The organism is Massilia sp. KIM (assembly GCF_002007115.1).
Taxonomy (GTDB): Bacteria; Pseudomonadota; Gammaproteobacteria; order Burkholderiales; family Burkholderiaceae_D; genus Telluria.
The window spans coordinates 1,213,287-1,234,537 of the sequence record NZ_MVAD01000001.1; the positions used below are offsets into that span (position 1 = coordinate 1,213,287).

The 21,251-nt window shown below is 66.0% G+C and carries 15 protein-coding genes and 1 pseudogene; 3 read left to right on the top strand and 13 right to left on the bottom strand.

Annotated features, from left to right (window positions below):
• The first annotated feature begins 5 nt into the window (after positions 1–5).
• Positions 6–1,259 carry a sugar MFS transporter gene (locus tag B0920_RS05280; protein ID WP_078031504.1) on the top strand — a complete coding sequence of 418 codons (1,254 nt, stop codon included), beginning with the start codon at positions 6–8 and terminating at the stop codon, positions 1,257–1,259.
• A gap of 480 nt (positions 1,260–1,739) precedes the next feature.
• On the opposite strand, the gene B0920_RS25900 is transcribed toward B0920_RS05280, so the two are convergent.
• From B0920_RS25900 to B0920_RS05310, 7 genes are all read right to left on the bottom strand, one after another.
• Entirely contained in the window at positions 1,740–1,892 is a 153-nt protein-coding gene (locus B0920_RS25900) for a hypothetical protein (protein ID WP_179119097.1), read from the bottom strand.
• A 157-nt stretch (positions 1,893–2,049) separates the two neighbouring features.
• On the bottom strand, positions 2,050–3,150 hold the full coding sequence (locus B0920_RS25475; protein WP_143745654.1) for a hypothetical protein: 1,101 nt from the start codon (positions 3,148–3,150) through the stop codon (positions 2,050–2,052).
• Positions 3,151–4,626: 1,476 nt separating this feature from the next.
• On the bottom strand, positions 4,627–5,412 hold the full coding sequence (locus B0920_RS05295; protein ID WP_078031506.1) for a HEPN domain-containing protein: 786 nt from the start codon (positions 5,410–5,412) through the stop codon (positions 4,627–4,629).
• Between the two features lie 109 nt (positions 5,413–5,521).
• The gene (locus tag B0920_RS25480; protein WP_143745655.1) at positions 5,522–5,893 is read right to left on the bottom strand and encodes a hypothetical protein; all 372 of its coding nucleotides are present in this window, start codon (positions 5,891–5,893) and stop codon (positions 5,522–5,524) included.
• Between the two features lie 412 nt (positions 5,894–6,305).
• A complete protein-coding gene (locus B0920_RS05300; RefSeq protein WP_078031507.1) occupies positions 6,306–8,183 on the bottom strand; it encodes a bifunctional diguanylate cyclase/phosphodiesterase in 1,878 nt (625 codons plus the stop codon).
• Between the two features lie 111 nt (positions 8,184–8,294).
• Positions 8,295–8,831, bottom strand: coding sequence for an ankyrin repeat domain-containing protein (locus tag B0920_RS05305; protein ID WP_078031508.1), 537 nt, complete (start codon positions 8,829–8,831; stop codon positions 8,295–8,297).
• Between the two features lie 70 nt (positions 8,832–8,901).
• Entirely contained in the window at positions 8,902–10,110 is a 1,209-nt protein-coding gene (locus B0920_RS05310) for an MFS transporter (RefSeq protein WP_078031509.1), read from the bottom strand.
• 123 nt (positions 10,111–10,233) lie between these two features.
• Between B0920_RS05310 and B0920_RS05315 the strand changes: the two genes are divergently transcribed.
• Positions 10,234–11,133, top strand: a complete 900-nt coding sequence (locus B0920_RS05315; protein WP_307188898.1) for a LysR family transcriptional regulator — start codon at positions 10,234–10,236, stop codon at positions 11,131–11,133.
• Here the strand turns inward: B0920_RS05315 and B0920_RS05320 are convergent.
• The 6 genes from B0920_RS05320 to B0920_RS26125 all read right to left on the bottom strand — a co-directional run bounded on the left by B0920_RS05320 (position 11,130) and on the right by B0920_RS26125 (position 20,243).
• Positions 11,130–12,614: a sensor histidine kinase gene (locus tag B0920_RS05320; RefSeq protein WP_078031511.1), complete on the bottom strand. Its 1,485-nt coding sequence runs from the start codon at positions 12,612–12,614 to the stop codon at positions 11,130–11,132. The genes B0920_RS05315 and B0920_RS05320 overlap by 4 nt on opposite strands.
• 60 nt (positions 12,615–12,674) lie before the next feature.
• The gene (locus B0920_RS05325; RefSeq protein ID WP_078031512.1) at positions 12,675–15,395 is read right to left on the bottom strand and encodes a bifunctional diguanylate cyclase/phosphodiesterase; all 2,721 of its coding nucleotides are present in this window, start codon (positions 15,393–15,395) and stop codon (positions 12,675–12,677) included.
• Between the two features lie 170 nt (positions 15,396–15,565).
• The gene (locus B0920_RS05330; protein ID WP_229455192.1) at positions 15,566–17,638 is read right to left on the bottom strand and encodes a bifunctional diguanylate cyclase/phosphodiesterase; all 2,073 of its coding nucleotides are present in this window, start codon (positions 17,636–17,638) and stop codon (positions 15,566–15,568) included.
• Between the two features lie 10 nt (positions 17,639–17,648).
• Entirely contained in the window at positions 17,649–18,032 is a 384-nt protein-coding gene (locus B0920_RS05335) for a response regulator transcription factor (RefSeq protein WP_229455194.1), read from the bottom strand.
• A 112-nt stretch (positions 18,033–18,144) separates the two neighbouring features.
• On the bottom strand, positions 18,145–18,786 hold the full coding sequence (locus B0920_RS05340) for a response regulator transcription factor (RefSeq protein ID WP_078031514.1): 642 nt from the start codon (positions 18,784–18,786) through the stop codon (positions 18,145–18,147).
• A complete protein-coding gene (locus B0920_RS26125; RefSeq protein WP_218669339.1) occupies positions 18,783–20,243 on the bottom strand; it encodes a sensor histidine kinase in 1,461 nt (486 codons plus the stop codon). The genes B0920_RS05340 and B0920_RS26125 overlap by 4 nt, the downstream gene beginning before the upstream one ends.
• A gap of 261 nt (positions 20,244–20,504) precedes the next feature.
• On the opposite strand from B0920_RS26125, the pseudogene B0920_RS26530 reads away from it, so the two are divergent.
• Positions 20,505–21,188 (top strand): annotated as a pseudogene (locus tag B0920_RS26530) (MCP four helix bundle domain-containing protein); the annotation flags it as partial.
• Between the last annotated feature and the right edge of the window lie 63 nt (positions 21,189–21,251).

A 21,251-nucleotide genomic window follows, 5' to 3' on the forward strand; every position in this document is an offset into this window, starting at 1 on the left:
ACAGCGTGAACCACCGTCGCATATTACTGGCACTATTCCTCATCTACTTCATGTTCGCCATCCTGCTCAACAGCGTGGGAACGGTGATCCTGCAGGTGATCAACAACTACGGCGTCGACAAGTCCTCAGCCAGCGTGCTGGAAGGCTTCAAGGACTTGCCGATCGCGATCGTGTCCTTCCTGGTCGCGTCCAGCCTGCCGCGCTTCGGCTATAAGAAGGCGATGCTGGTGGCCCTGGCCATCGTGGCCTGCGCCGCCCTGGCGATGCCGCTGCTGCCGGGCTTCGGCACCGCCAAGCTGCTGTTCCTGTGCGTGGGCGTGGCCTTCGCCCTGGTCAAAGTGTCGGTCTATACCACCGTGGGCCTGGTGGCCGAGGACCGCAAGCAGCACGCCGGCATCATGAACACCCTCGAGGGCTTCTTCATGGTGGGGGTGCTGTCGGCCTACTGGATCTTCGGCTACTTCATCGATTCCGAGAACCCGGCCTCGACCTCCTGGCTGAACGTCTACTGGCTGCTGTCGGCGATGTGCGCGCTGACCTTTGTGCTGGTGCTGTTCACCCGCTTCGACGAGAGCGCGGCGGTGGCGCCGGCCAGCCGCGGCCCGGCCCAGGACTTCATGGAGATGCTGCGCCTGTTCCTGCGCCCGCTGGTGTGCGTGTTCGTGCTGACCGCCTTCCTCTACGTGCTGATCGAGCAGAGCGTGGGGACCTGGCTGCCCACCTTTAACAACGAGATCCTCAAGCTGCCGGCGGCGATGAGCGTGCAGGTGACCAGCATCTACGCCTTCTGCCTGGCGGTCGGCCGCCTCTCGGCCGGCTTCATCATGCGCCGCCTGAACTGGTTCCCGGTGATGGTCGCCTGCGTGCTGGCGATGGGCGCGGTGGTGCTGCTGGCGCTGCCGCTGAGCCACGGCGTGGCCCACGATCCGGACGTCAGCTGGGCCAGCGCGCCGCTGGCGGCCTTCGTGTTTCCGCTGATCGGCCTGTTCATGGCGCCGATCTACCCGGGCATCAATTCCGTCATGCTCAGCTCCCTGCCGAAGCACCAGCACGCGGCCATGACCGGGCTGCTGGTGATCTTCTCGGCCTTGGGCGGCACCACCGGCTCGATGGTGACCGGCTATGTGTTCGGGCGCTACAACGGCCAGTTCGCCTTTTACCTGACGCTGGTGCCGATCGCCCTGGTGCTGGTGGGACTGTTCTTCTTCCGGCGCCAGGTCGAGCGAAGCGCCGCCGGACTCACGGCTCAGGCCGCCTAACACGGTCCTCACGGGGGCCTTGTGGGCAAACAATAAAGTCTGGCACAGGGTCCTCTATACGCCGCACTGATTCCCCCTGCTGTTCTTGCAAATAATGTTTGCCGCAAAAGCCAGCCGAACGGCCTTGCATCGTTTGCCAGGAAAAACAAAGTCTGCGGCAGCCTAGTCGGCGCGTTGGCTGCGCGAGAGTCCGCTGTCGATCCAAAGCGGACGTTCAGTCAGTGGTTAGACCCGTGCATTCGCCAAGGGCCGGGTATCGGTAAGTCTCGCGACGACTGATAGAGCGGCTTCCTCAGGTAAGTTGATGAGGATAGTTCCACTACTGTCCCAGCAAGCGATATCGGACAACGCACCATCAAGCTGAGGATCAGGTTCTTCCGCGCTCCAGTAGCTCGGGTTGCCCTCAACGCATGTTGCGGGAGAAGTAGTGAACCGAAACCCTCTGGGGACCGCACTAAATACTGCCCAGGTGAATTGCACCTAATGTTCATCTAAAAATGACGCCAGCTCTTCGCCAGAGAACCATTGATCAACTGGCGAGAACCCCGGTGGTGTCCAGTTTGTTTCTATGTCGCTGACGTACCAGTCATAATCTTGAGGGGCAATGTTCGCGGCATCGAGCACCTCGCGCATGTTTGTGAACCAACGGACTTGAGCTGTCCTTTCCAATATGAGATTTATCTGTGTCCTTGTAGAGCTCAACCCCGTACGTCCGCTTTCGGCCGATGCCGGACGGTCGTCACGGCGCACCATATCGGGTTGTTGCTTTCACAGTAACTAGAAAGCTCTGTTAGGCGTTCCAAATGAAGCTTTTTTCTGGCTCCAGAATATACATGTCCAGCTTCTCGTTATCTCCCGTAGAAACTGGAAACAACATTGGCAGCGGATTAGAGGCGTATGGGTTCTTGAGCAGCTTCCATACGTAGGTCTTACGAGTGCCCACAGTCCAAAATCTTGGCTCATACACCATTATTCCTGACACATGCTCCCATAGTCGCCAATAAGGGTCGACCTCATTCTCGATTTGTAGATACACATTTGGAAGGTTACTGCCTTCCAACGCAATAACGAACGGTACACCAGCAGTTCCTTGAAATTTTTCCGCTTTGCGTCTAATGGGATTTATATAATCTGCAGCGGGCGGCGCTGTCTTAAAATAAACATACCTGGGCGGAGAGCCAGTCCAGACCCCTGTTGCTACGAAACTTGCGCTAGATTTTGGCCACCAATGTGGCTGCAGCGCGGCCAATTTCGAATGAAAGTCGGTTTCTACGCTGTCGATAAATTGTGCAACCAGCCAACAATTTTCACACGACACAACCTCACCCGGCACGAGCGTCATCGCTGCGTCAAAGGCTTGACTCCGGTGCAAGCCGTTATTTACATCAATGAAGTAAAACGCAATATCGTTCTCAAGCTCTCCAGGTTGGATACCTCCAATGAAATCGCCCAAATACGCTCTGGCTTCTTCATGTACAGCTTTTTTCTCAGCATATGCGACTTCTACATCTACTTGGCCTTGCTCACTTACAAATCTCAGATCAGGCGTCTTGCGGGTGGACCGTGCGACGAAGTCGGCAGGCAGTCCAAGGGCATTTAATAAAGCACAGGCGTGGAGTTCTGCAAGTGTGCTTTCGATATCACTCGTCTGTATTTTTCCTGCCAAGTTCGCAGATAATACCTCCCTGATCTTTTTTGAGTTCCGAGTGTTATTTATTAACGTTAACGGCAATCCCAAGTCAAATATCCTCGAAACTTCCATCGCAAAAAATTGATCTGGCTCCCAGTCTTTAGCAGCGGGCAACGCCTCAAATGCATTAATTGAACGCCGCCCCAATGGCGTTAATGGTTGCCCGGTATATTCTTGAATTATATTATATAGGTCTCGCATATGGCCAATTAGATCAAAGCTATTTGAACGAGCGACGAGAGAGATTTCTGATTTGGTTCGTGATCTGGATTTTTATGCGACAACGACTGCTTTTTGCCGACAGCGGAAGTGCAGTGACCGCTAGTCTACCGGGCAGGCTTGCTCATGTGAAAACCTTAGCGTGCGATTGGGGCTGAGGAAGGACCGCAACCGACCCGAAGCAGACGCAAATGTTAAAGATTTTGAAGAAACTTCGCTAGACTTACGTCAGATAAACACATTCATCAAGGCTACCGAATCTTCTTCCAATCCTGCAGTATCTGAGTCTTTCCGCCCCCCATGGGGTTGAGACAATTTGGACTGTAGAATTTGGCGAATCTTGCACCGCGACGGTGGTTATGGTACGCATCAATTGTTATGCCTCCTCTAGGATCAGGGGCGAACGCCATGATGCCATAATCGTGTCCGCGAAATGTTAAAATTGTATCCCCGCCGCTGAACAGATTGGTGCAGCTTGGGCTGTATGTGACAAAAGCTTCGCTATTAAAGTTAGCAAAACTAGCAACGACACCGCTTCCACATACCTCTAAATGCGTAAGAAGGGTTGGTCGCGGGCCAACAGATTGGAAAATAGTGACCTCTGGTTTTCCCTCAACCTTCCAAACCACTGGTTTATAACTACCTAAACTTCCTTCGATTGTCCCTCCTCCGCATGGAATTCGAAAAACGTCATCACTCGAGTTTCTATTGCACGTTGGATGAGCCTCGTTGACACTGCGATATAACCTAGTGCCACCTGGACACGATTTGTTGCCGCAAGCGATAGTTATTCGATTCTCCTGTGTAAGGCATTCTTTGTGCGAACTGTTGCCTTGTGCTAAAGCAAGTGCGGCGCTTGAAAGAATCCACGACATGGAGAAGCATTTCGCAATTTTTAACGCGAATGAAACATGGGTCATAGTTCTCTCCTGTATTGAAATGAATTGCTTGCAGATACAAATTACCTTGGCTTCAATCAAGGTGTGTAAGACTGCTTTAGAATTAAATTCGACAGGCGTTTTTCCACTGCTGCTCATCACTCACAAATCCGTTCTCTGATGCAAATAGACTGCGGACATGGCCAGCATATGCGAGCAGATCGATGGATTTCTTAACAAACCATGACATCGCAATAGAACGCTTTTTGGCCGATTGCAGACATCATATATGGCTCAGTGTAGGATACTGTTGCACCTATGGCAACCGAGCTGCGAGTGTCACTTCGGAACGCGGTCTGTTACCTCTTTGAGGGCGCTGGCCAAGGGGCATCCGGCCATATTCCAAATTCCATAAAATCAGATGGTTAAGCTACTATGCGTACTTTGTGCGTAGGGAGGTTCACGCTCAGCAGGGCCCGGCACCCTTCCGCAACATGCTGAAATACAACGGCAGCTGGCCTACGGAGTGGCGGGCTGTGTGCTTCCTCGCGCGTTGACATATAGGGAGCAACGCTAGCTATCACTTCTTATTCCTAGGAGGCCAGTCGAGCTGCATGTGCGCCGCTAACCATTGCTTTGCAAAAAGATATTGCATCGTATCGCTCCGCTGCAGAAATTCCCAATGAGGAACAGAAGCGCTGAATGAAATAGAAAATTGGTTGCTTGGGAGCGGTGTGTGTGTGAAATCGACCGGAGCGAAGTAGGGATTGGCCTCGAAGAGGTAGCGTCTGAAATCATTGCCCAAAACGCGATGAAACGAGGACTCTATATTTGGTACCTGCATCTTGTTGCGCAGATAGAATGCCAGCGCGTCAAGGGCTAGCAGGTGGCCGGTATCGTAAATGGCCCCGTGGTTGTTGTAGCGGTTACTGGCTGATCCGTACCTTTCTAAAACAGAAGTGAACTCTCGCAATCTGAACCTGATTAGCGAGAAACCCGGTGCAAACGCTATATTTGGGTGCGGCCCCAAATTTAGGTCAGCAAAACCAGCTTCAACCTCTTCCGCCTTATTGAGTAATTTATTTAGTTTGTGTGAAAAATCCACTACGGAAACTCCACGTAAAAGCAGATATGCTTTCAAATACTTCTCAACGGCCTGCGCTGCAGACCAGAAGAATGAACGATGCATTCCACCTATTGCAAGGGTTCGCGCGGCCAGGTAATCGTCGTCGGCTGGCTCTACGAACGACTCAAGGATCACTTTTACGATGTGTTCCTCGATATTTGCCTGCTCTTCGGGCGTGCATGTTTTGAAGCGTTCAATCGTATTGCCAACTTCAAAGGAGTACGCGATGTTTTGATGCATCTTCAGTGTCCTCTGCCTAGGCTATGGCAAGCGACGGCCGGCTGTTGAGCGTGGAGTTCAGGGTGTCAGCATGTTGTTTTAATAGCGATTTTGGTTTCCAGCGGGCTAGTCACGCACAGCTTGGCCAAACACCGATTTTGGCACTTGGAATCACCCCTTCAGGCATGGGCGCGATGTTCGCCGCGCCGTACGTAACGTCCACCCAACTCAGATACCCTCGCTCGTCAGTAAAGAGAAGCATGTCGATCTCTTCGGGGAAGTTCGACGTGAAAGCCATTTCGTAAAATGGGCCTTGTCCGTCGTTTAGCGGTGGAACGTTTGCGTCACCATGCACCTCAAACGCAAATCCGTGACAGCCGCACTGATGAAGCTCGCCAACCTTACCGGCTGCGATCTGTTTCGACAATGTGGCGATAAACGGTAGGTCCTGCGTCAACAGGAAGCTTATACACTTTTGCGAATGAGCTTGCGTGTTTGCCATAGGGGTGTTCTGGAAAGGGCTATTGCGACAAAGCCTGCTGTCAGGCCAAAGTGAACCTCGTTCGCGAGTACGTCTGATCTTGGCCGATAGTGGACGGTCGGTACGGCTCAGTGTACGATCATGATGCCACGTTGACAAGGCGCTGGGCGTCGGTGTACCGCTAGAGCTTCTGTGGCAGTCGTTATTGCTTTGTGGCGAGTTCTAGTGGGGTTGTAACGGATTTTAATAGTCTGTGACAGCCGTTTGGATTCAGCGCCCCTTTTTAAGGCAGGCCTCTTTTGGTCTGGTCTGACATTCGGACACGGTCTCGGCGCTAAATAGGCGGGCCAGCGAAACTGCAGCTGGGTTCGTGTCCGAATGCCAGACCTGACCCCCATGCCTGGGGTGCAGGTGTGCTTGGTGCGGGCAGGCCTCAGGCCGCGGCCGCCGGCGTGTGCTTGAGTATGAAGGCCGCGGTATCGGCCGCGCGCAGCGGCCGCGAATAGTAGTAGCCCTGGATCTGGTCGCAGTCGGCCTTGCGCAGAGCTTCGACCTGGTCGGCGTTTTCCACCCCTTCGGCGATCACGATCAGGTGCAGGCGGTGGGCCATGGCCACGATGGCCTGCACGATGGCCAGCGATTCCGCGCTCTGGGTCATGTCGAGGATGAAGGAGCGGTCCACCTTCAGCTTGTCGATCGGCAGTCGCTTCAGATAAGCGAAGCTGGAATAGCCGGTGCCGAAATCGTCGATGCTGAGGGTGACGCCCAGCTCGCGCAGGCGGCGCATGGTGGAGGCGGTGCGCACCGGGTCGGTCAGCGACACGCTCTCGGTGAGCTCGATCTCCAGCGTGCGCGGGTCCACCTTGGCCTCGCGCAGCAGGCTGTCCACCAGGGCCACCACGTCGGTTTGCAGGAACTGACGCGCCGACACGTTGACCGCCACCGGAATCGGCGGAAGGCCCTCGTCGCGCCAGGCCGCCAATTGCGTCACGGCGGTGCGCAGCGCCCATTCTCCGATCGGCACGATCACCCCGGTTTCCTCGGCGATGGGGATGAACTCGTCGGGCCGCACCAGGCCGTACTCCGGATGCTGCCAGCAGATCAGGGCCTCGAAGCCGCCGATGCCCCCGGTGTGCAGGTCGATCTTGGGCTGGTATTGCAGGAACAGTTCGCCGTGGTTGGCGGCGCGCCGCAGATGGCTCTCGAGGGTCAGGCGGCGGCCCTGTTCCAGCCTCAGCTCGCTCGAGAACTGGTGCACCACGCCGCCGCCCAGGGTCTTGGCGTAGCGCATTGCCAGCGCGGCGCTGGTGAGGAGGGTGTCGGCGTCCTCGCCATTGTCCGGATAGCGCGCGTAGCCGATGCTGCAGGTGAGCGAGATCTCGTTGCCGCCCGAGATGATCTGGCGGTTGACGGCGTTGAGCAGGCGCTCGAGCAGGGCGCGCGCGGCTTCGTCGCCGCCGGCGTCGCCCAGCAGCAGGATGAATTCGTCGCTGCCGGCACGCGCCAGCACGTCGCCCTCGCGCAGGTTGTCCTGCAGGCTGCGGGTGATCGCCACCAGGGCCTCGTCGCCGGCGCGGTGGCCGAGCAGTTCGTTCAGGCGCTTGAAGCGGTCGAGGTCGATGCAGGCGACGATCGGGTGGGCGCCGCGCTCGCGCCACCCGGCCAGCCCGTCCTGGATCGCGCGCACCAGGGCGGCGCGGTTGGCCAGACCCGTCAGGACGTCGTGATTGAGCAGGTAATGCACCTGGTTGGCGGCGGCCGGCAGGCGCAGCGTTCCGGCCTGCTCCAGCAATTCCTCGTGCAGGGTCTGGGCCGCCATCGCGAGCTGGCGATGGAAGATCTGCTCCTCGACCATGTGCGCGAGGTCGCGCAGCGCCTCGAGATCGCGTGCCGTCAGCTCGCGCGGTCTGGTGTCCATCACGCACAGGGTGCCGAGCTTCATGCGGTCGACCGATTCCAGCTGCACCCCGGCGTAGAAGCGCACGTGCGGCGGGCCGGTCACGACCGGATTGTCGAAGAAGCGCGGGTCCTTGGTGGCGTCCGGCACCACCAGCGGCTCGTCGGTCAGGATCGCGTGACCGCAGAAGGAGATGTCGCGCGCGGTCTGGCGCGCGTCCAGGCCGCAGGTCGACTTGAACCACTGGATGTCCTTGGCCACCAGCGAGATGACGGCTATCGGCATGTCCAGCAGGCGCGCCGCCAGGCGGGTGATGCGGTCGAAGGATTCCTCGGGGTCGGTGCCGAGAAGATTGGTGGCATGCAGCGCCGCGATGCGGTGTGCTTCATCGGGGGGGATGCGTGGTGTTTCCATATGGCACTTTGTAGTCCGGGCAGCCGGGCGTTGCCGGTATTACGCCAGATGTGCAGGACAATTGCAAACGCCAGCCCTGCGGTGCGCGCCCATGCGGCTGGGATGCATGGCTCAGGCGAGCTGCGCCAGCAGGGCCGCCGTATCCGGCGCACCCATGCGGCGCGCGGCATCGAGGGCGCTGACGCCGTCCGCGTCCACGGCGCGCGGGTCGGCGCCGCGTTCGATCAGGAGGCGCGCGATCTCGACCCGGTTGAACATGGCGGCGAACATCAGCGCGGTCTTGCCGCCCGGCCCGGCGCTGTCCGGCCGCGCGCCCCGGTCCAGCAGCAGGGTGGCCACCGCCAGGTCGCCCTTGAAGGCGGCGCCGTGCAGCGGGGTCTGGCCGGCGTCGTTCAGCAGCTCCGGATCGGCGCCATGCTCGAGCAGCACGCGCGCGGCGTCGAGGTGGCCATGGTAGCTGGCCAGCATCAGCAGGCTGTCGCCGCGCTCGTTGCGCAGGTTGGGCGGCAGGCCCTGGGCCAGCAGCGCGCCCAGGGCCTCGGCCTCGCCGCCGCGCGCATGCTGGAACACCTTGCGCACCCATTCCAGGGTGGCTTCGTCGAGTTCTGCGGCCTTGTTTCCGGCAGGGGCGGGGGAGCTGGCTTGCATCGGGTTCTCCTTGTGCGTTCGATAGGCGATTAGATCACATCCCGGCGCGCCCTGCCGGCCGGCCCCGGCCTCATGCGGCCTGGCGCGCCGCCACGTGCTCGGCGTACTCGGCCACCCAGGCCGCCAGGCCGATCGCGGGCAGGGCCATGCCGGCGAACAGGGCGGCATGCCAGCCATGGGTCGCGTAGAGCCAGCCGCCCAGGGCCGAGCCGAGCGCGCCGCCGGCAAAGAACAGCGCGAAGTACAGGCCGTTGAGGCGGCTGCGCATCTCGGCGCCGAGGCTGAACAGGGCGCGCTGGCCCAGCACCAGGTTGGCGGCGACCGCCGCGTCGAGCACGATGGCGGCCACGGTCAGCAGTGCCAGGGCCACCCAGTGCGACTGCGGAGCCAGCAGCGGCAGGGCGAAGCTCAGCGCGCCCAGGGCCAGGGCGGCGGCGGTGGCGACCAGGGTGTGGCCGCGGTCGGCCAGGCGGCCGGCGATCGGCGAGGCCACCGCGCCCGCCATGCCGACCAGGGCGAACAGGGCGATGCCGGCCTGGGACAGGCCGAAGGCTTCGCTGGCCAGGGCCATCGGCGCCACGGTCCAGAACAGGCTGAAGGCGCCGAACAGGCCCGCATGGTAGAGCGCGCGGCGGCGCAGGACGCGGGTGTCGCGCAGCACCGGCCAGAGCGAGGCGATCAGCTTCGGATAGGGCAGCGCGGCGGAAGGCTGGCGCTGCGGCAGGCGAAGGCGCAGCACGGCGGCCAGCAGCAGCACCAGCACCGCGGCGATGCCGAACACGGCCTGCCAGCCTCCTGCCTCGGCCACCAGGCTGGCGGCGGGGCGCGCCACCATGATCCCCAACAGCAGGCCACTGACCACCTTGCCGACCACCTGGCCGCGGGTCGCCTCGGGCGCGAGGTGGGCGGCGAAGGGCACCAGCACCTGGGCCACCACGGCGGCCAGGCCGATCGCCAGCGCGGCGGCCAGGAACTGCAGGGCGCCGCCGGCGGTGGCGGTCAGCAGCAGGGCCGCGCCCAGCGCGACCAGGCCGGTCACCACCAGGCGCCGGTTCTCGACCAGGTCGCCCAGCGGCACGATGAACAGCAGGCCGAGGGCGTAGCCGATCTGGGTCAGGGTCACCACCAGGCCAGCCAGGCCTGGGGGCATGCCGATGGCGGCCGCGATCGGGGCGACCAGAGGCTGGGCGTAATAGAGGTTGGCGACGATGATGCCGGCGGCTGCGGCCAGCAGCAGCACCAGGCCGCGCGGTGGGTTGTTGGAAAGGGGAGTGGACATCGCGTTCTCCTGGGTGTGTAGATGATGTAGGCCATTGTAGAGAGGCAGGGCCCAAAGATAATTAGGGCATAATGCTCTTATACATTTCACTTTTCATGAACAATCATGGACAAGGTCAAGGCAATGCAGACATTCGTGCGGATCGTCGAGGCGAACAGCTTTTCGAAGGCGGCCGAGACCCTGAACCTGCCGCGCGCCTCGCTGACCGCGACCATGAAGAATCTCGAGGCCTATCTCGGCGCCCAGCTCCTGCAGCGTACGACTCGGCGCCTGTCGCTCACGCCCGAGGGCGAGCGCTATTACGAGCAGTGCGCCGCCATCCTGGAGGCGATCGAGAGCGCCGAGGCGGACTTCCTCGGCCAGTCGGCGGCGCGCCTGCGCGGCCGCCTGCGCATCGACCTGCCGGGCGCGCTCGGGCGCAGCCTGATCCTGCCCCGCATCCACGCCTTCCGCGCCGCCTATCCCGAGCTGGCCCTGACCATCAGCCTGAGCGACCGGCTGGTCGACCTGACCCAGGAGGGGGTGGACTGCTCGGTGCGCGTGGGCGTCCTGCAGGATTCGAGCTTCGTGGCGCGGCCGCTGGGCAGCATGCGCTTCGTGCTGGCCGCCGCGCCGTCCTACATCGCGCGCCGCGGGCTGCCGCGCGACATCGACGAGCTGGCGGCGCACGAGGGCATCGTGCACTTCTCCGGCCGCACCGGGCGCGCCTTCGACTGGGAGCTGGAGCACGAGGGGAAGGTCGTCAAGCTGCCGCTGGGCGGCAGCCTAGCGGTGAACGACGCCGACGCCAACATGTGCTGCGCGCTGCAGGGACTGGGACTGGCCCAGCTGGGCCGCTTCCAGGCGCGCGCCCACCTGGCCAGCGGGGCGCTGGTGGAAGTGCTGCCGGGCGTGCGGCCGACGCCGATGCCGGTGTCCCTGCTGTATCCGCGCGGGCGCATGGCCAGCCCGCGCCTGCAGGCTTTCGCGGCCTGGCTGGGGGAATTGTTCGCGGCCGACCCGGACCTGCGGCTGGAGGCCTAGGCCTCGAGCGAGGCCAAGGTTGCCGCCGCCGGCGCCGCCGCCATCGCGGGCAGGCGCAGCTCGAAGCAGCAGCCGGCAGCGGACTCGCGCAGGGCGATGCTGCCGCCGTGCATGGTCATGATCGAGCGGCAGATCGCCAGCCCCATGCCCATGCCATCCGGCTTGGTCGAATAGAAGGGATCGAAGACCTGGGCCGCGGCCTCGGGCGCGATGCCCGGGCCATTGTCCTGCACCTGCAGCAGTACCGCGCCATCCTCGTTGCGGCTGGCGACCGTCAGGCGCGGCAGTCCGGCGCCGCCGGCCATGGCCTGCACCGCGTTCATCAGGAGATTGAGCAGCACCTGCTGCAGTTCGATGCGGTCGCCCACCACCTCGGCCGGATCGGCGTGCAGCTCCAGGCGCAGTTCGACGCCGGCGCGCTCGAAGTCGCGCGCCAGCAGGTCCACCGTGTCCGCCACCAGCGCATGCAGGTCGAGCGATTGGTGCTCGGGCTCGGCGCGCCGCGCCAGGGCGCGGATGCGGCGCACCACCCCGGTGGCGCGCTCGCAGGCGCGTTCGATGCCGTCCAGTGCCAGCCCGGCTTCCTCCAGGTTTGGCTCGGCGCGCCGCAGCCAGCGCCGCGCCGCCTGGGCGTTGGAGGTGGCCGCGGTCAGGGGCTGGTTGACTTCGTGGGCCACCGAGGCGGCCAGCTCGCCCAGCATGCTGACCCGGCTGGCGTGGGCCAGCTGGACGTGGGAGGCGTGCAGCTGGCGCTCGGCCTCGATCCGTTCGGTGACGTCGGTGACCGCGCCCAGGTATTCGCAGCCGCCGCGCTCGTCGTGCGAGAGCTCGGCCAGCACGTGCAGGTGGCGGATGCCGCCGTCCGGCAGCTGGATGCGGTACTCGAAGTCGAAGTCGCCGTCGCGCGCCAGGGCGCGGGCATAGGCTTCGCGCACGCTGCGCCGGTCGTCCGGCACGGTGCGTTCCAGCACCCGGTCGATCCCGGCCGGGGTCGATGGCGGGTAGCCGAGGATGCGCGCGGCCTCCTGCGACCACACCATCTCGCCGCTGGGCACGCGCAGGCCGAAGCTGCCGGTGCGGGTCAGGCGCTGGGCCCCGGCCAGGTAGGCCTGGCTGCGCCGCAGGGCTTCCTGGCCCAGGCGCAGTTCGGCGATCGCGCCCTGGCACTGGAGCACCAGGCGGGTGGCGATGCCGATCGCGGCCACCGCCACCAGCATCCGTCCTGCCGGCGAGGGCACGACGTGCGGGCCGTAGGACAGCAGGTAGGCGCCCAGGGTCAGGCCGATGCAGCCCAGGCCCAGGGCGCGCACGCCGGCGGGAGGCCAGATGCGCGAGGCCGGCAGCAGCACCAGCACGTAGGCGACCGCGATCGCCACGTCGAGGGGTGTGAAGGCGTCGACGGCGAAGATCGCCGCCGTGAGGATGAGCAGTACCGCGGATTCGAGGCGGCGGCCGGGTTCCGGCGTCAGTTGTGGTTCCATGTTGCCGGCAGTGTAACGCCCGAGCGCATCCCTGCCTACTACTAAAAGTCAGGGGGAGGCTCATGCCTCGACCCCTGTCGCGTGCAGCTCGTAGCGGCGCGCCAGCTCGTCCGCAGCCAGGGGCTCGGCGAACAGGTAGCCCTGGAAGCCTTCGCAGCCGAGGCGGCGCAGCTGCGCCCACTGGGCCTCCAGCTCGACCCCCTCGGCCACCACCTGCAGCCCGAGGCTGGCGGCGAGCTGGACGATGGCCTGCACGATGCCGGCCGCGCCCTCGTTGTGCAGCATGTCGCGCACGAAGGACTGGTCGATCTTGAGCTGGTCCAGGGGCAGGCGCTGCAGATAGTTGAGCGAGGAATAGCCGGTGCCGAAGTCGTCGAGCGCGAAGCGGATCCCGTGCCGGCGCAGCACCTCCAGGCGGGCGACGGTCTCGTCGGCGTCGCGCAGCAGCATGCTTTCGGTGAGCTCGAACTTGAGCCGGCGCGGTTCGACCCCGCTGCGGGCCACGATGGCCAGGGCCCGCTCCACGAAGCCGTCCTGGTGGAACTGGCGCGCGCTGACGTTGACCGCCATGGTCAAGCCGAAGGGATTGCCGGCCGTGCGCGCCGCCGCGTCCCAGGCCGCGAGTTGGGCGCAGGCCGCTTCCAGCACCCAGTCGCCGATGGCGGCGATCAGGCCGGATTTCTCGGCCTGGGGCACGAAGGCCGAGGGCGGCACCAGGCCGTTGCGCGGGTGGCGCCAGCGCAGCAGGGCTTCCACCCCGGTCAGCTCGCCGCGCGCGTCGACCACGGGCTGGTAGAACAGCACGAATTCCTGGCGCGTGAGCGCCAGCCGCAGGTCGGCCTCGAGCGAGGTGCTGGCGTCGACCGCCGCCTGCATCGCCGGGTCGAAGAAGCGGTAGGTGGCGCGGCCGGCCGACTTGGCCTCGTACATCGCCATGTCGGCCTGGCGCAGCAGGTCGCCCATGTTGTGGCGGGCGTCGCCGAACACCGCCACGCCGATGCTGGGGGAGCTGCGCAGCTCGTGGCTTTCGAGGCGGTAGGGCAGCGACAGCGCCTCCAGCACCTTCTGCGCCACCACCTCGGCGGTGGCGCTGGCGTGTTGGGTGGTTGGACCAAGGTCTTCGAGCAGGATCACGAACTCGTCGCCGCCCAGGCGCGCCACGGTGTCGGCCTCGCGCGTGACCTCGCGCAGGCGGGAGGCGACCAGCTCCAGCAGGCGGTCGCCCATCTCGTGGCCGAGGGTGTCGTTGAGGGTCTTGAAGTTGTCGAGGTCGACGAACAGCACCGCGCCGTGCCCGCCCGAGCGCTCCGACTTGGCCAGCGCATGGCGCAGGCGGTCGGTGAGCAGCCGGCGGTTGGGCAGGTTGGTCAGGCCGTCGTAATAGGCGAGGTGGGCGATCTCGGCTTCGGCCTGCTTGCGCGCGCTGATGTCGGAGCGGGTGCCAACCATGCGCAGGGCGCGGCCGTCCGGGTCGCGCGCCACGATGCGGCCGCGCGACTGGATCCACAGCCACTGGCCGCTGCGGTGGCGCATGCGGAACTCGGCCTCGAAGGACGGCGTTTCGCCGCGCAGGTGACGGGCGGTGGCTGCGGCCAAGGCTTCGCGGTCGTCGGGATGGACCAGGGCGCTCCAGTCGACTTCCTGCTGCTCCTGTTCCTCGAGCGTATAGCCGAGCATGGCGCAGGCGCGCGCGTCCACGTTCAGCCTGCCGCTCACCACGTCCCAGTCCCACAGGCCGAGGCTGGCGCCATTGAGGGCCAGCTCGACCCGCTCGGCCGCGGCCAGTTGCTCGGCTTCGGCCGCATGCTGCATCCGCAGCAGCGAACGGCGGCGGCGCTGGGCCAGCACCAGGGCGCTGCCGCAGCTGATCCAGAACAGCAGCCAGGCGGCGGCGCAGGTGAAGGCCAGGCGGCGCCAGGACTGGGTTACCTGGCGCGCGTCGCGCCCGAGGCCGATCACCAGGCCGCGGTCCATCTTCAGGCCGCTCAGGGCCATGCTGCGCTGGACCACCAGGCGCTCGACCCCATCCTCGCCGCGCGCGCGCCGCACCGAGACCGCTTCGCCGCCGGCGCGGTGGGCGGCGACCAGGGCGTCCGCCTCGCGCCGGCGCATCTGGGCCGGGTCTGGCGGCACGTACAACAGGCGGCGCCCGCCGGTGTCGGTGATGGCGACGTGCATGTCGGGCGCGTACAGGGCCGAGCGCATCACGGCGTCGAAGTATTCCGGGTTCAGGATCGCGCTGATGGCGCCGTGGCCGCAGCCGTTGCCGCTGCTGCGCGACATCGAGATCTTGATGTTGAATTCGCCCGGCGCGTTCTCGTAGGGCTCGGACAGATAGGCCATGGCGCCGTTGCACATGTGGGCGATCTCGTGCAGGAAGTCGCGGTCGTCCAGGCGGCGGTCGCCGAGGTCGTCGTCGGATAGTTCGATGCGCCCGTCCGGGCCGATCGAGAGCAGGGCGCGCACGCCCGGCATCGAGCGCTTGAGCGACTGCAGCAGCAGCAGGCGGCACTCGCGGTCGCAGGCGCGGTCCGCACCCAGGGCCAGGCGCGCGCTCTCGAGCGCAGAACGTACGCCCTCGAGCTGGCGCTGCAGGGCCCCGTCGATGACCAGGGCCTGGCCGCGCATGCGGTCGGCGTCGCCGTCGAGGGTGGAGCTGCGCTCGACCAGCAGCATGTAGACGAGGATGGTGGCGCTGAACGCGAGGCCGGCGCCGAACACCAGCCATTCGGTGAGGCGGCGGCGGGCGCGCAGAAGGCGCAAGGGATGGTGCACTGGCATGGTGGTCTCCTGAGGATGAGCACATGCTAGGCGCGCGCTCGGGCTGGCGCTATTACACCTGAGTATGACAACGGCATAGGGAAGGATAAGGCGCCCGGTGGCGCGGCGCGGCCCGGCCGAGGCGGACCGCTTCGGGCGGCCCGGCCCAGGCGGACTTCGGGCGGCCCGGTTCAGGCGGCGGTCACCAGGGCGTGGCGCGCGTCCGCGCGGCGCGGAGAATGGCGGCGCGCCAGTCCGGCCTGGACCACGAAGGCCGAGGCGGCGGCCGCGTTCATCGGCCGGCCGTACCAGTAGCCCTGGATCTCGTCGCAGCCCCAGGCGCGCAGCAGGCGGCGCTGCTCGTCGCTTTCCACGCCCTCGGCGATCACGGCCAGGCCGAGGTTGTGCCCCAGGCCGATGACGGCCTGGACGATCGAGGCGTCGCCGGTGTCGGGCCCGAGCTGGCGCACGAAGGACTGGTCGATCTTGAGCTTGTGGATCGGGAAGCGCTTCAGGTAGGCCAGGCTCGAGTAGCCGGTGCCGAAATCGTCGATCGACAGGCGCAGGCCGAGCGCGCGCAGGGCGTTCAGGATGTCGACCGCGCGCTGCCCGCCCTCGACCATCACCCCCTCGGTGATCTCGAGCTCGATCAGCTCGGGGCGCACCCCGGTCTGCTCCAGCACCTGGCGCACGCCGTCCACGAAGCCGCGGTGGGCGAACTGGCGCGGCGAGATGTTGACCGCCACCACCAGGGGCTCGGGCCCCAGGCGCTGCCACATGAGGGCCTGCTCGCAGGCGCGCCGCAGCACCCAGTTGCCGATCGCCACGATCTGGCCGGTCTCCTCGGCCAGCGGGATGAATTCCGCCGGCGACACCTGTTCGCCGCCGTGGCGCCAGCGCAGCAGGGCTTCGAAGCCGAGCAGGCCGCCGTCGTCCAGGGCTTGCTGCGGCTGGTAATGGACCTCGAGCTCGCCGCGTTCGATGGCGCGGCGCAGGGCCGCCTCGAGGTGCAGGCGGTGCTCGGTGCGTTCGTTGAGCGAACGCGAGTAGGCCACCAGCTGGTCGCCGCCGCCGCGCCGCGCATGCTGGAGGGCGGCGTCGGCGTTGCGCAGCAGGGCCAGGGCGCCGGCGCCGTCGTCCGGGAAGCCCACGCTGCCCAGGCTCAGGCTGGAGAACAGCTCGTGCTCGTCGCAATTGAAGGGGGTGCGCACGCTTCGCAGCAGGGCGTCGGTGGCTTCCTGCAGCGCCGCGCCGCCCTGCGGCAGGCGGTACAGCACCGCGATGTTGGCGCCGTCCAGGCGGAACACCTCGCCGCCGTGCAGCTGGGCGGCGGCCTCGATGCGCGCCACGATGGCCTGGATCATGCGGTCGCCGAAGCTGTGGCCATAGCCGCCCACCACCGCGCCGAAGCGGTCGATGGTGCCCAGGACCACGGTGTGCGGCTGGACCGGGAGCTGCTGCAGGCGCAGCTCGAAGGTGCGGCGGTCGGGCAGGCCGGTGAGCGGATCGTGGCCGGCCTGGTAGGCCAGCTCGTCCTCGGAGCGGAAGCGCACCCAGATGTGGTACATCATGAACACGGCCGTCAGCAGGGCCAGCACGTTGAACATGTGGACCATGCGGGTGATCAGGGCCACGCTGGCCTCGGTGTCCTGGCTGGTGGCGACGATGGCGGCGCGCGCGCGGTCCTCGAGCGTGTCGACGTGCCCGCCGATCGCGGCGAGGTCGCGCTGCAGCGAGGCCAGCATGGCGCGCTCGGCGATGGCGCCGGCTTCCAGGGCGTGGGCGTACTCGGGGCCGTTGGCGGCCAGGCGCCTGGTGAGGGTGCGCAGGTGGCGCAGTTCGGGATCATCGCCCAGGCCGGCCTGGATCCGCACCAGGCGGTTGGCCAGTTCGAGGCCGAGCGCGCGGTCGGCCTCCATGAAACGCTCGCTGGCGCCGGGAGAGTGGTCGAGCCGCCCGAGCGCCATCTGGTAGCGCTGCACGGCCGCTTCCACGTGGGCCAGCTCGCCCAGCAGCGGCACCTGGCGCGCGAACAGGGGCGCGCTCTCGTGGCGGATCGCGGCGGTGGTGCGCTCCATCATCACCGAGAGCACGATGCCGCTGCCGATCACGGTCGCCAGCAGGGCGTAGACGGCGGGCCGGAAGCGGCGCGTGGCCAGGCGCTGGGGCAGGGTCAGGAGCTGGCGCCCGACCCGCATCGTCACCCGTGGGCGGCTGGCGGGACGGGCGGACAGCCAGTCGTCGAGGCGGCTGAGCAGGGGCATGGGCGCCGGCTCAGTAGATCTGCGGCTCGCCCGAAAGGGCGGACTCGATGCAGCGGATCATGATGTCGCCCTCGAAGGGCTTGCTCAGAAAGCAGGTGGCGCCGGCCGCGAAGGCGCGCCGGCGCAGGGTTTCTTCAGGGAAAGCGGTGATGAAGATGACGGGCACGCCGTGGCCGCCCCGGCGCAGGTGCTCCTGCAGCTCGATGCCGTTCATGCCGGGCATCTGGACGTCGGTCACGACGACGTTGCTGGCGCCCACCGCGCCGGCGTCGAGGAACTGCTCGGCCGAGTCGTACAGGCTGGCCTCGTGGCCCAGCGAGCGCACCAGGCTGCCGAGGGCCTGGCGCACCGAGGCGTCGTCGTCGATGATGGAAATGGTGATGTGGTCTGACACGTGGTGCTCCTGGTGCGGATGCGGAAAGCATCCGGTCATGCCCGCAGAATACCCCCTGTTCCGGCCGCGCGGAATCATACCAGGGTATGAGAGTGGGGGATATGAGGCGGACTCAAGGCCGGCTGGTTTCCAGTCCCAGGGCCTCGGCCATGCGCACCAGGTCGGCGAAGGTCTTGGCCTGCATCTTGCGCATCGCGTTGGCGCGGTGGATCTTGACGGTGATTTCGCTGGTGCCGACCTCGCCCGCGATCTGCTTGTTCATCAGGCCGCTGGCAGCCAGCCCCATGATCTCGCGTTCGCGCGGGGTCAGGGTGGCGAAACGCGCCGCCAGGTCGCTCGCCGCCTGGGAGCTGGCGCGCCGCTCGCTGTCGCGCGCCAGCGCCGCCGCCACCGCGTCCAGCAGATCCTGCTCGCGGAAGGGCTTGGGGAGGAAGTCGACCGCGCCGGCCTTCATGGCGCGCACCGACATCGGGATGTCGCCGTGGCCGGTCATGAACACGATCGGCAGCTCGATGCCGCGGCGCTGCAGCTCGCCCTGGAAATCCAGGCCGCTGTTGCCCTGCAGGCGCACGTCCAGCAGCAGGCAGCAGGGCGCGTCCGGCAGCGGGTGCAGCAGGAACTCCGCGGTCGAGCCATAGGCCAGGGCCTGCATGCCGACCGAGCGCAGCAGGCCGGAGAGCGCCTCGCGCAGGGGCTGGTCGTCATCGATGATGAAGACCACCGGGTCCTTGCCCGCCGGCGTGCCGGCCTTCATGCGCTCACCCGTGCGGGCGGCAGCGAGAAGGCGATGCGCGCCCCGCGCCCGTCTTCCTGGGGCAGCGCGCAGATGCGCCCGCCGTGCGCCTCGACGATGGAGCGGCAGATCGCCAGTCCCATTCCCATCCCATCCTCCTTGGTCGTGTAGAAAGCCTCGAACAGCCGCCCGGCCTGGGCCTCGGACAGGCCAGGTCCGGTGTCGGCCACGGTCACCATCACCCGGCCCTCCGGGTCGAGGCCGGTGGCGACGTCGATCCGGCGCCCGCCGGCGGCGCCGCGCGGCATGGCCGCGATCGCCTGCATGGCGTTCATCACCAGGTTGATCAGCACCTGCTGGAGCTGGACGGCGTCCCCGAGCACCGCCGGCAGCTCGCGTCCCTGGTCCAGGCGCAGCGAGATGCGCTGGGCCGAGAGCTCGCGCTGCACCAGGGCCACGGTGTCGTTCAGCACCTGGTTCAGGTCGAGCTCGCGGCGCTGGGTGTCGCCGCGCCGCGCCAGGGCGCGGATGCGGCGTATCACCTCGCTGGCCCGGCGGGTGTCGTCGAGGATGCGGTCGAGCGCCATGCGCGCCTCGCCGAGGTCGGGCGTGGCGCGGTTCAGCCAGCGCAGGCAGGCGTTGCCGTTGGTGGCCACGGCCGCCAGCGGCTGGTTGACCTCGTGGGCGATCGAGGCCGCCAGCTCGCCCAGGGTGGTCACCCGGGTAACGTGGGCCAGCTGGGCCTGGGCCCGGTGCAGGGCCTCGGCCGCCTCGTGGGCGGCGCTGACGTCCATCAGCGCGCCCAGGTATTCGAAGTCGCCGTTGCTGGCGGCGGTCAGGCTGCTGATGATGTGCACGTGCTTGATCGCGCCGTCCTCCATGCGCAGGCGGTGGCGCAATTCGATCGAGGGCTCGCCGCGGCGCACGCGCGCGATCGCTTCCTGCACCAGCGGCAGGTCGTCCGGGTGGCAGCGGGTGAGCATGCGTTCGATGGTCGGCGGCTCGCTGGGGGCCAGGGCGTAGATGCGCGCGGCTTCGTCCGACCACCAGGTGATCCCGCGCACCGAGTGGAAGCGGAAGCTGCTGGTGCGGCTCAGGCGCTGGGTGCTGGCCAGCAGGGCCTCGCTGATGCGCAGCGACTCCGAGCGGCGGCGCAGCGATTCGGTGGCCGTCAGACCGGCCAGGGCAAGCAGGGTGGTGATGCCGACCGCCGACATGCTGACCACGCAGCGCGCCAGGGAGCGCGACAGCTCGGGGCCGTGGTTGATGGCGAAGGCGGCCACCGTCAGCAGCACGCAGGCCACGCCGGTGACCAGGACGCCGCGGCGCGACCAGACATTGGTGGCGCACAGCACCACGACCACGTACAGCACGGCGATGGCGACGTCGAGCGGGGTGAAGGCGTCGATCAGGAAGATCGCGAGCATCAGCAGGACGATGCCCGCGGCCTGGGCAGGCGAGCGGTTGGAGCGGAACATGGTTAAAGGCTTGTTGTAGGTGTTCTCGTGGCGGCCCCGGACTGTCCGGAACCGCTCCGGCGTCATTATCCCAGTCCTCCAGGCGGGGTGTATCACACCTTGGTATAGGTCGGCGATACCTAGGCCCGATTTTACCCGGCGCCCCGGCTGCCTATCATGATTGTCAAGCCGTCCACCCTCGGAGCGGAGCGACGGCAAACCGGCTAACAGGGAGAGAAGACCATGAACTGGTTCCACAACATGAAGATCGTCAGCAAGATCATGCTCGCGGTGGCTGCGGTGCTGGCGCTGCTGGCCGTGCAGGCGGGCGTCGGCCTGACCGAGATGACGCGCATGCAGGCCGCCGCCGCCGAAGTCCACGGCAAGTGGGCGCCCGGGGTGCGCGAGGCGTTGCTGGTCAAGGCGGGGCTGACCCGCTACCGCACCTACGAGCTGCAGCACGTGCTGTCCGACACCTCCCAGGACCATGCACGCTATGCGTCCGACCTGGCCGCCCAGTCCGAGCAACTGGGGGCCACCATGCGCGAGCTGCGCGTGCTGCTGCGCAGCGACGCCGAACTGGCCGCCTACGTCGAGCTCGAGGGCGAGCTGGCCGCCTACGAGGCGGCCGCCGCCAAGGTGCTGGCGCTGTCGGCCGCCGGCGACAAGCTGGCCGCGCGCGCGCTGCTGCGCGGCGAATCGCGCGAGCATAACTTCCGCAGCGCCGGCCTGGTCGACCGCCTGGTGGGGGTCGAGGAGGCGGGCAGCGCGGCCGCGGTCGAGGCCTCCGGCGCGGCCTGGGCGCATGCGCGCCAGGTCACCATGCTGCTGCTGGGCGCGGGCCTGGCCGGCGGCACGCTGCTGGCATGGTGGGTGGCGCGCCTGATCGCCGCCCCGCTGCGCGAAGCGGTGGCGCTGGCCGGCCGGGTGGCCGAGGGCGACCTGGGCGCCAGCTTCCCGCGCGGCGGCCGCGACGAGACCGGCCACCTGCTCGAAGCCCTGCACCGCATGCAGGAGCGCCTGGTCGGC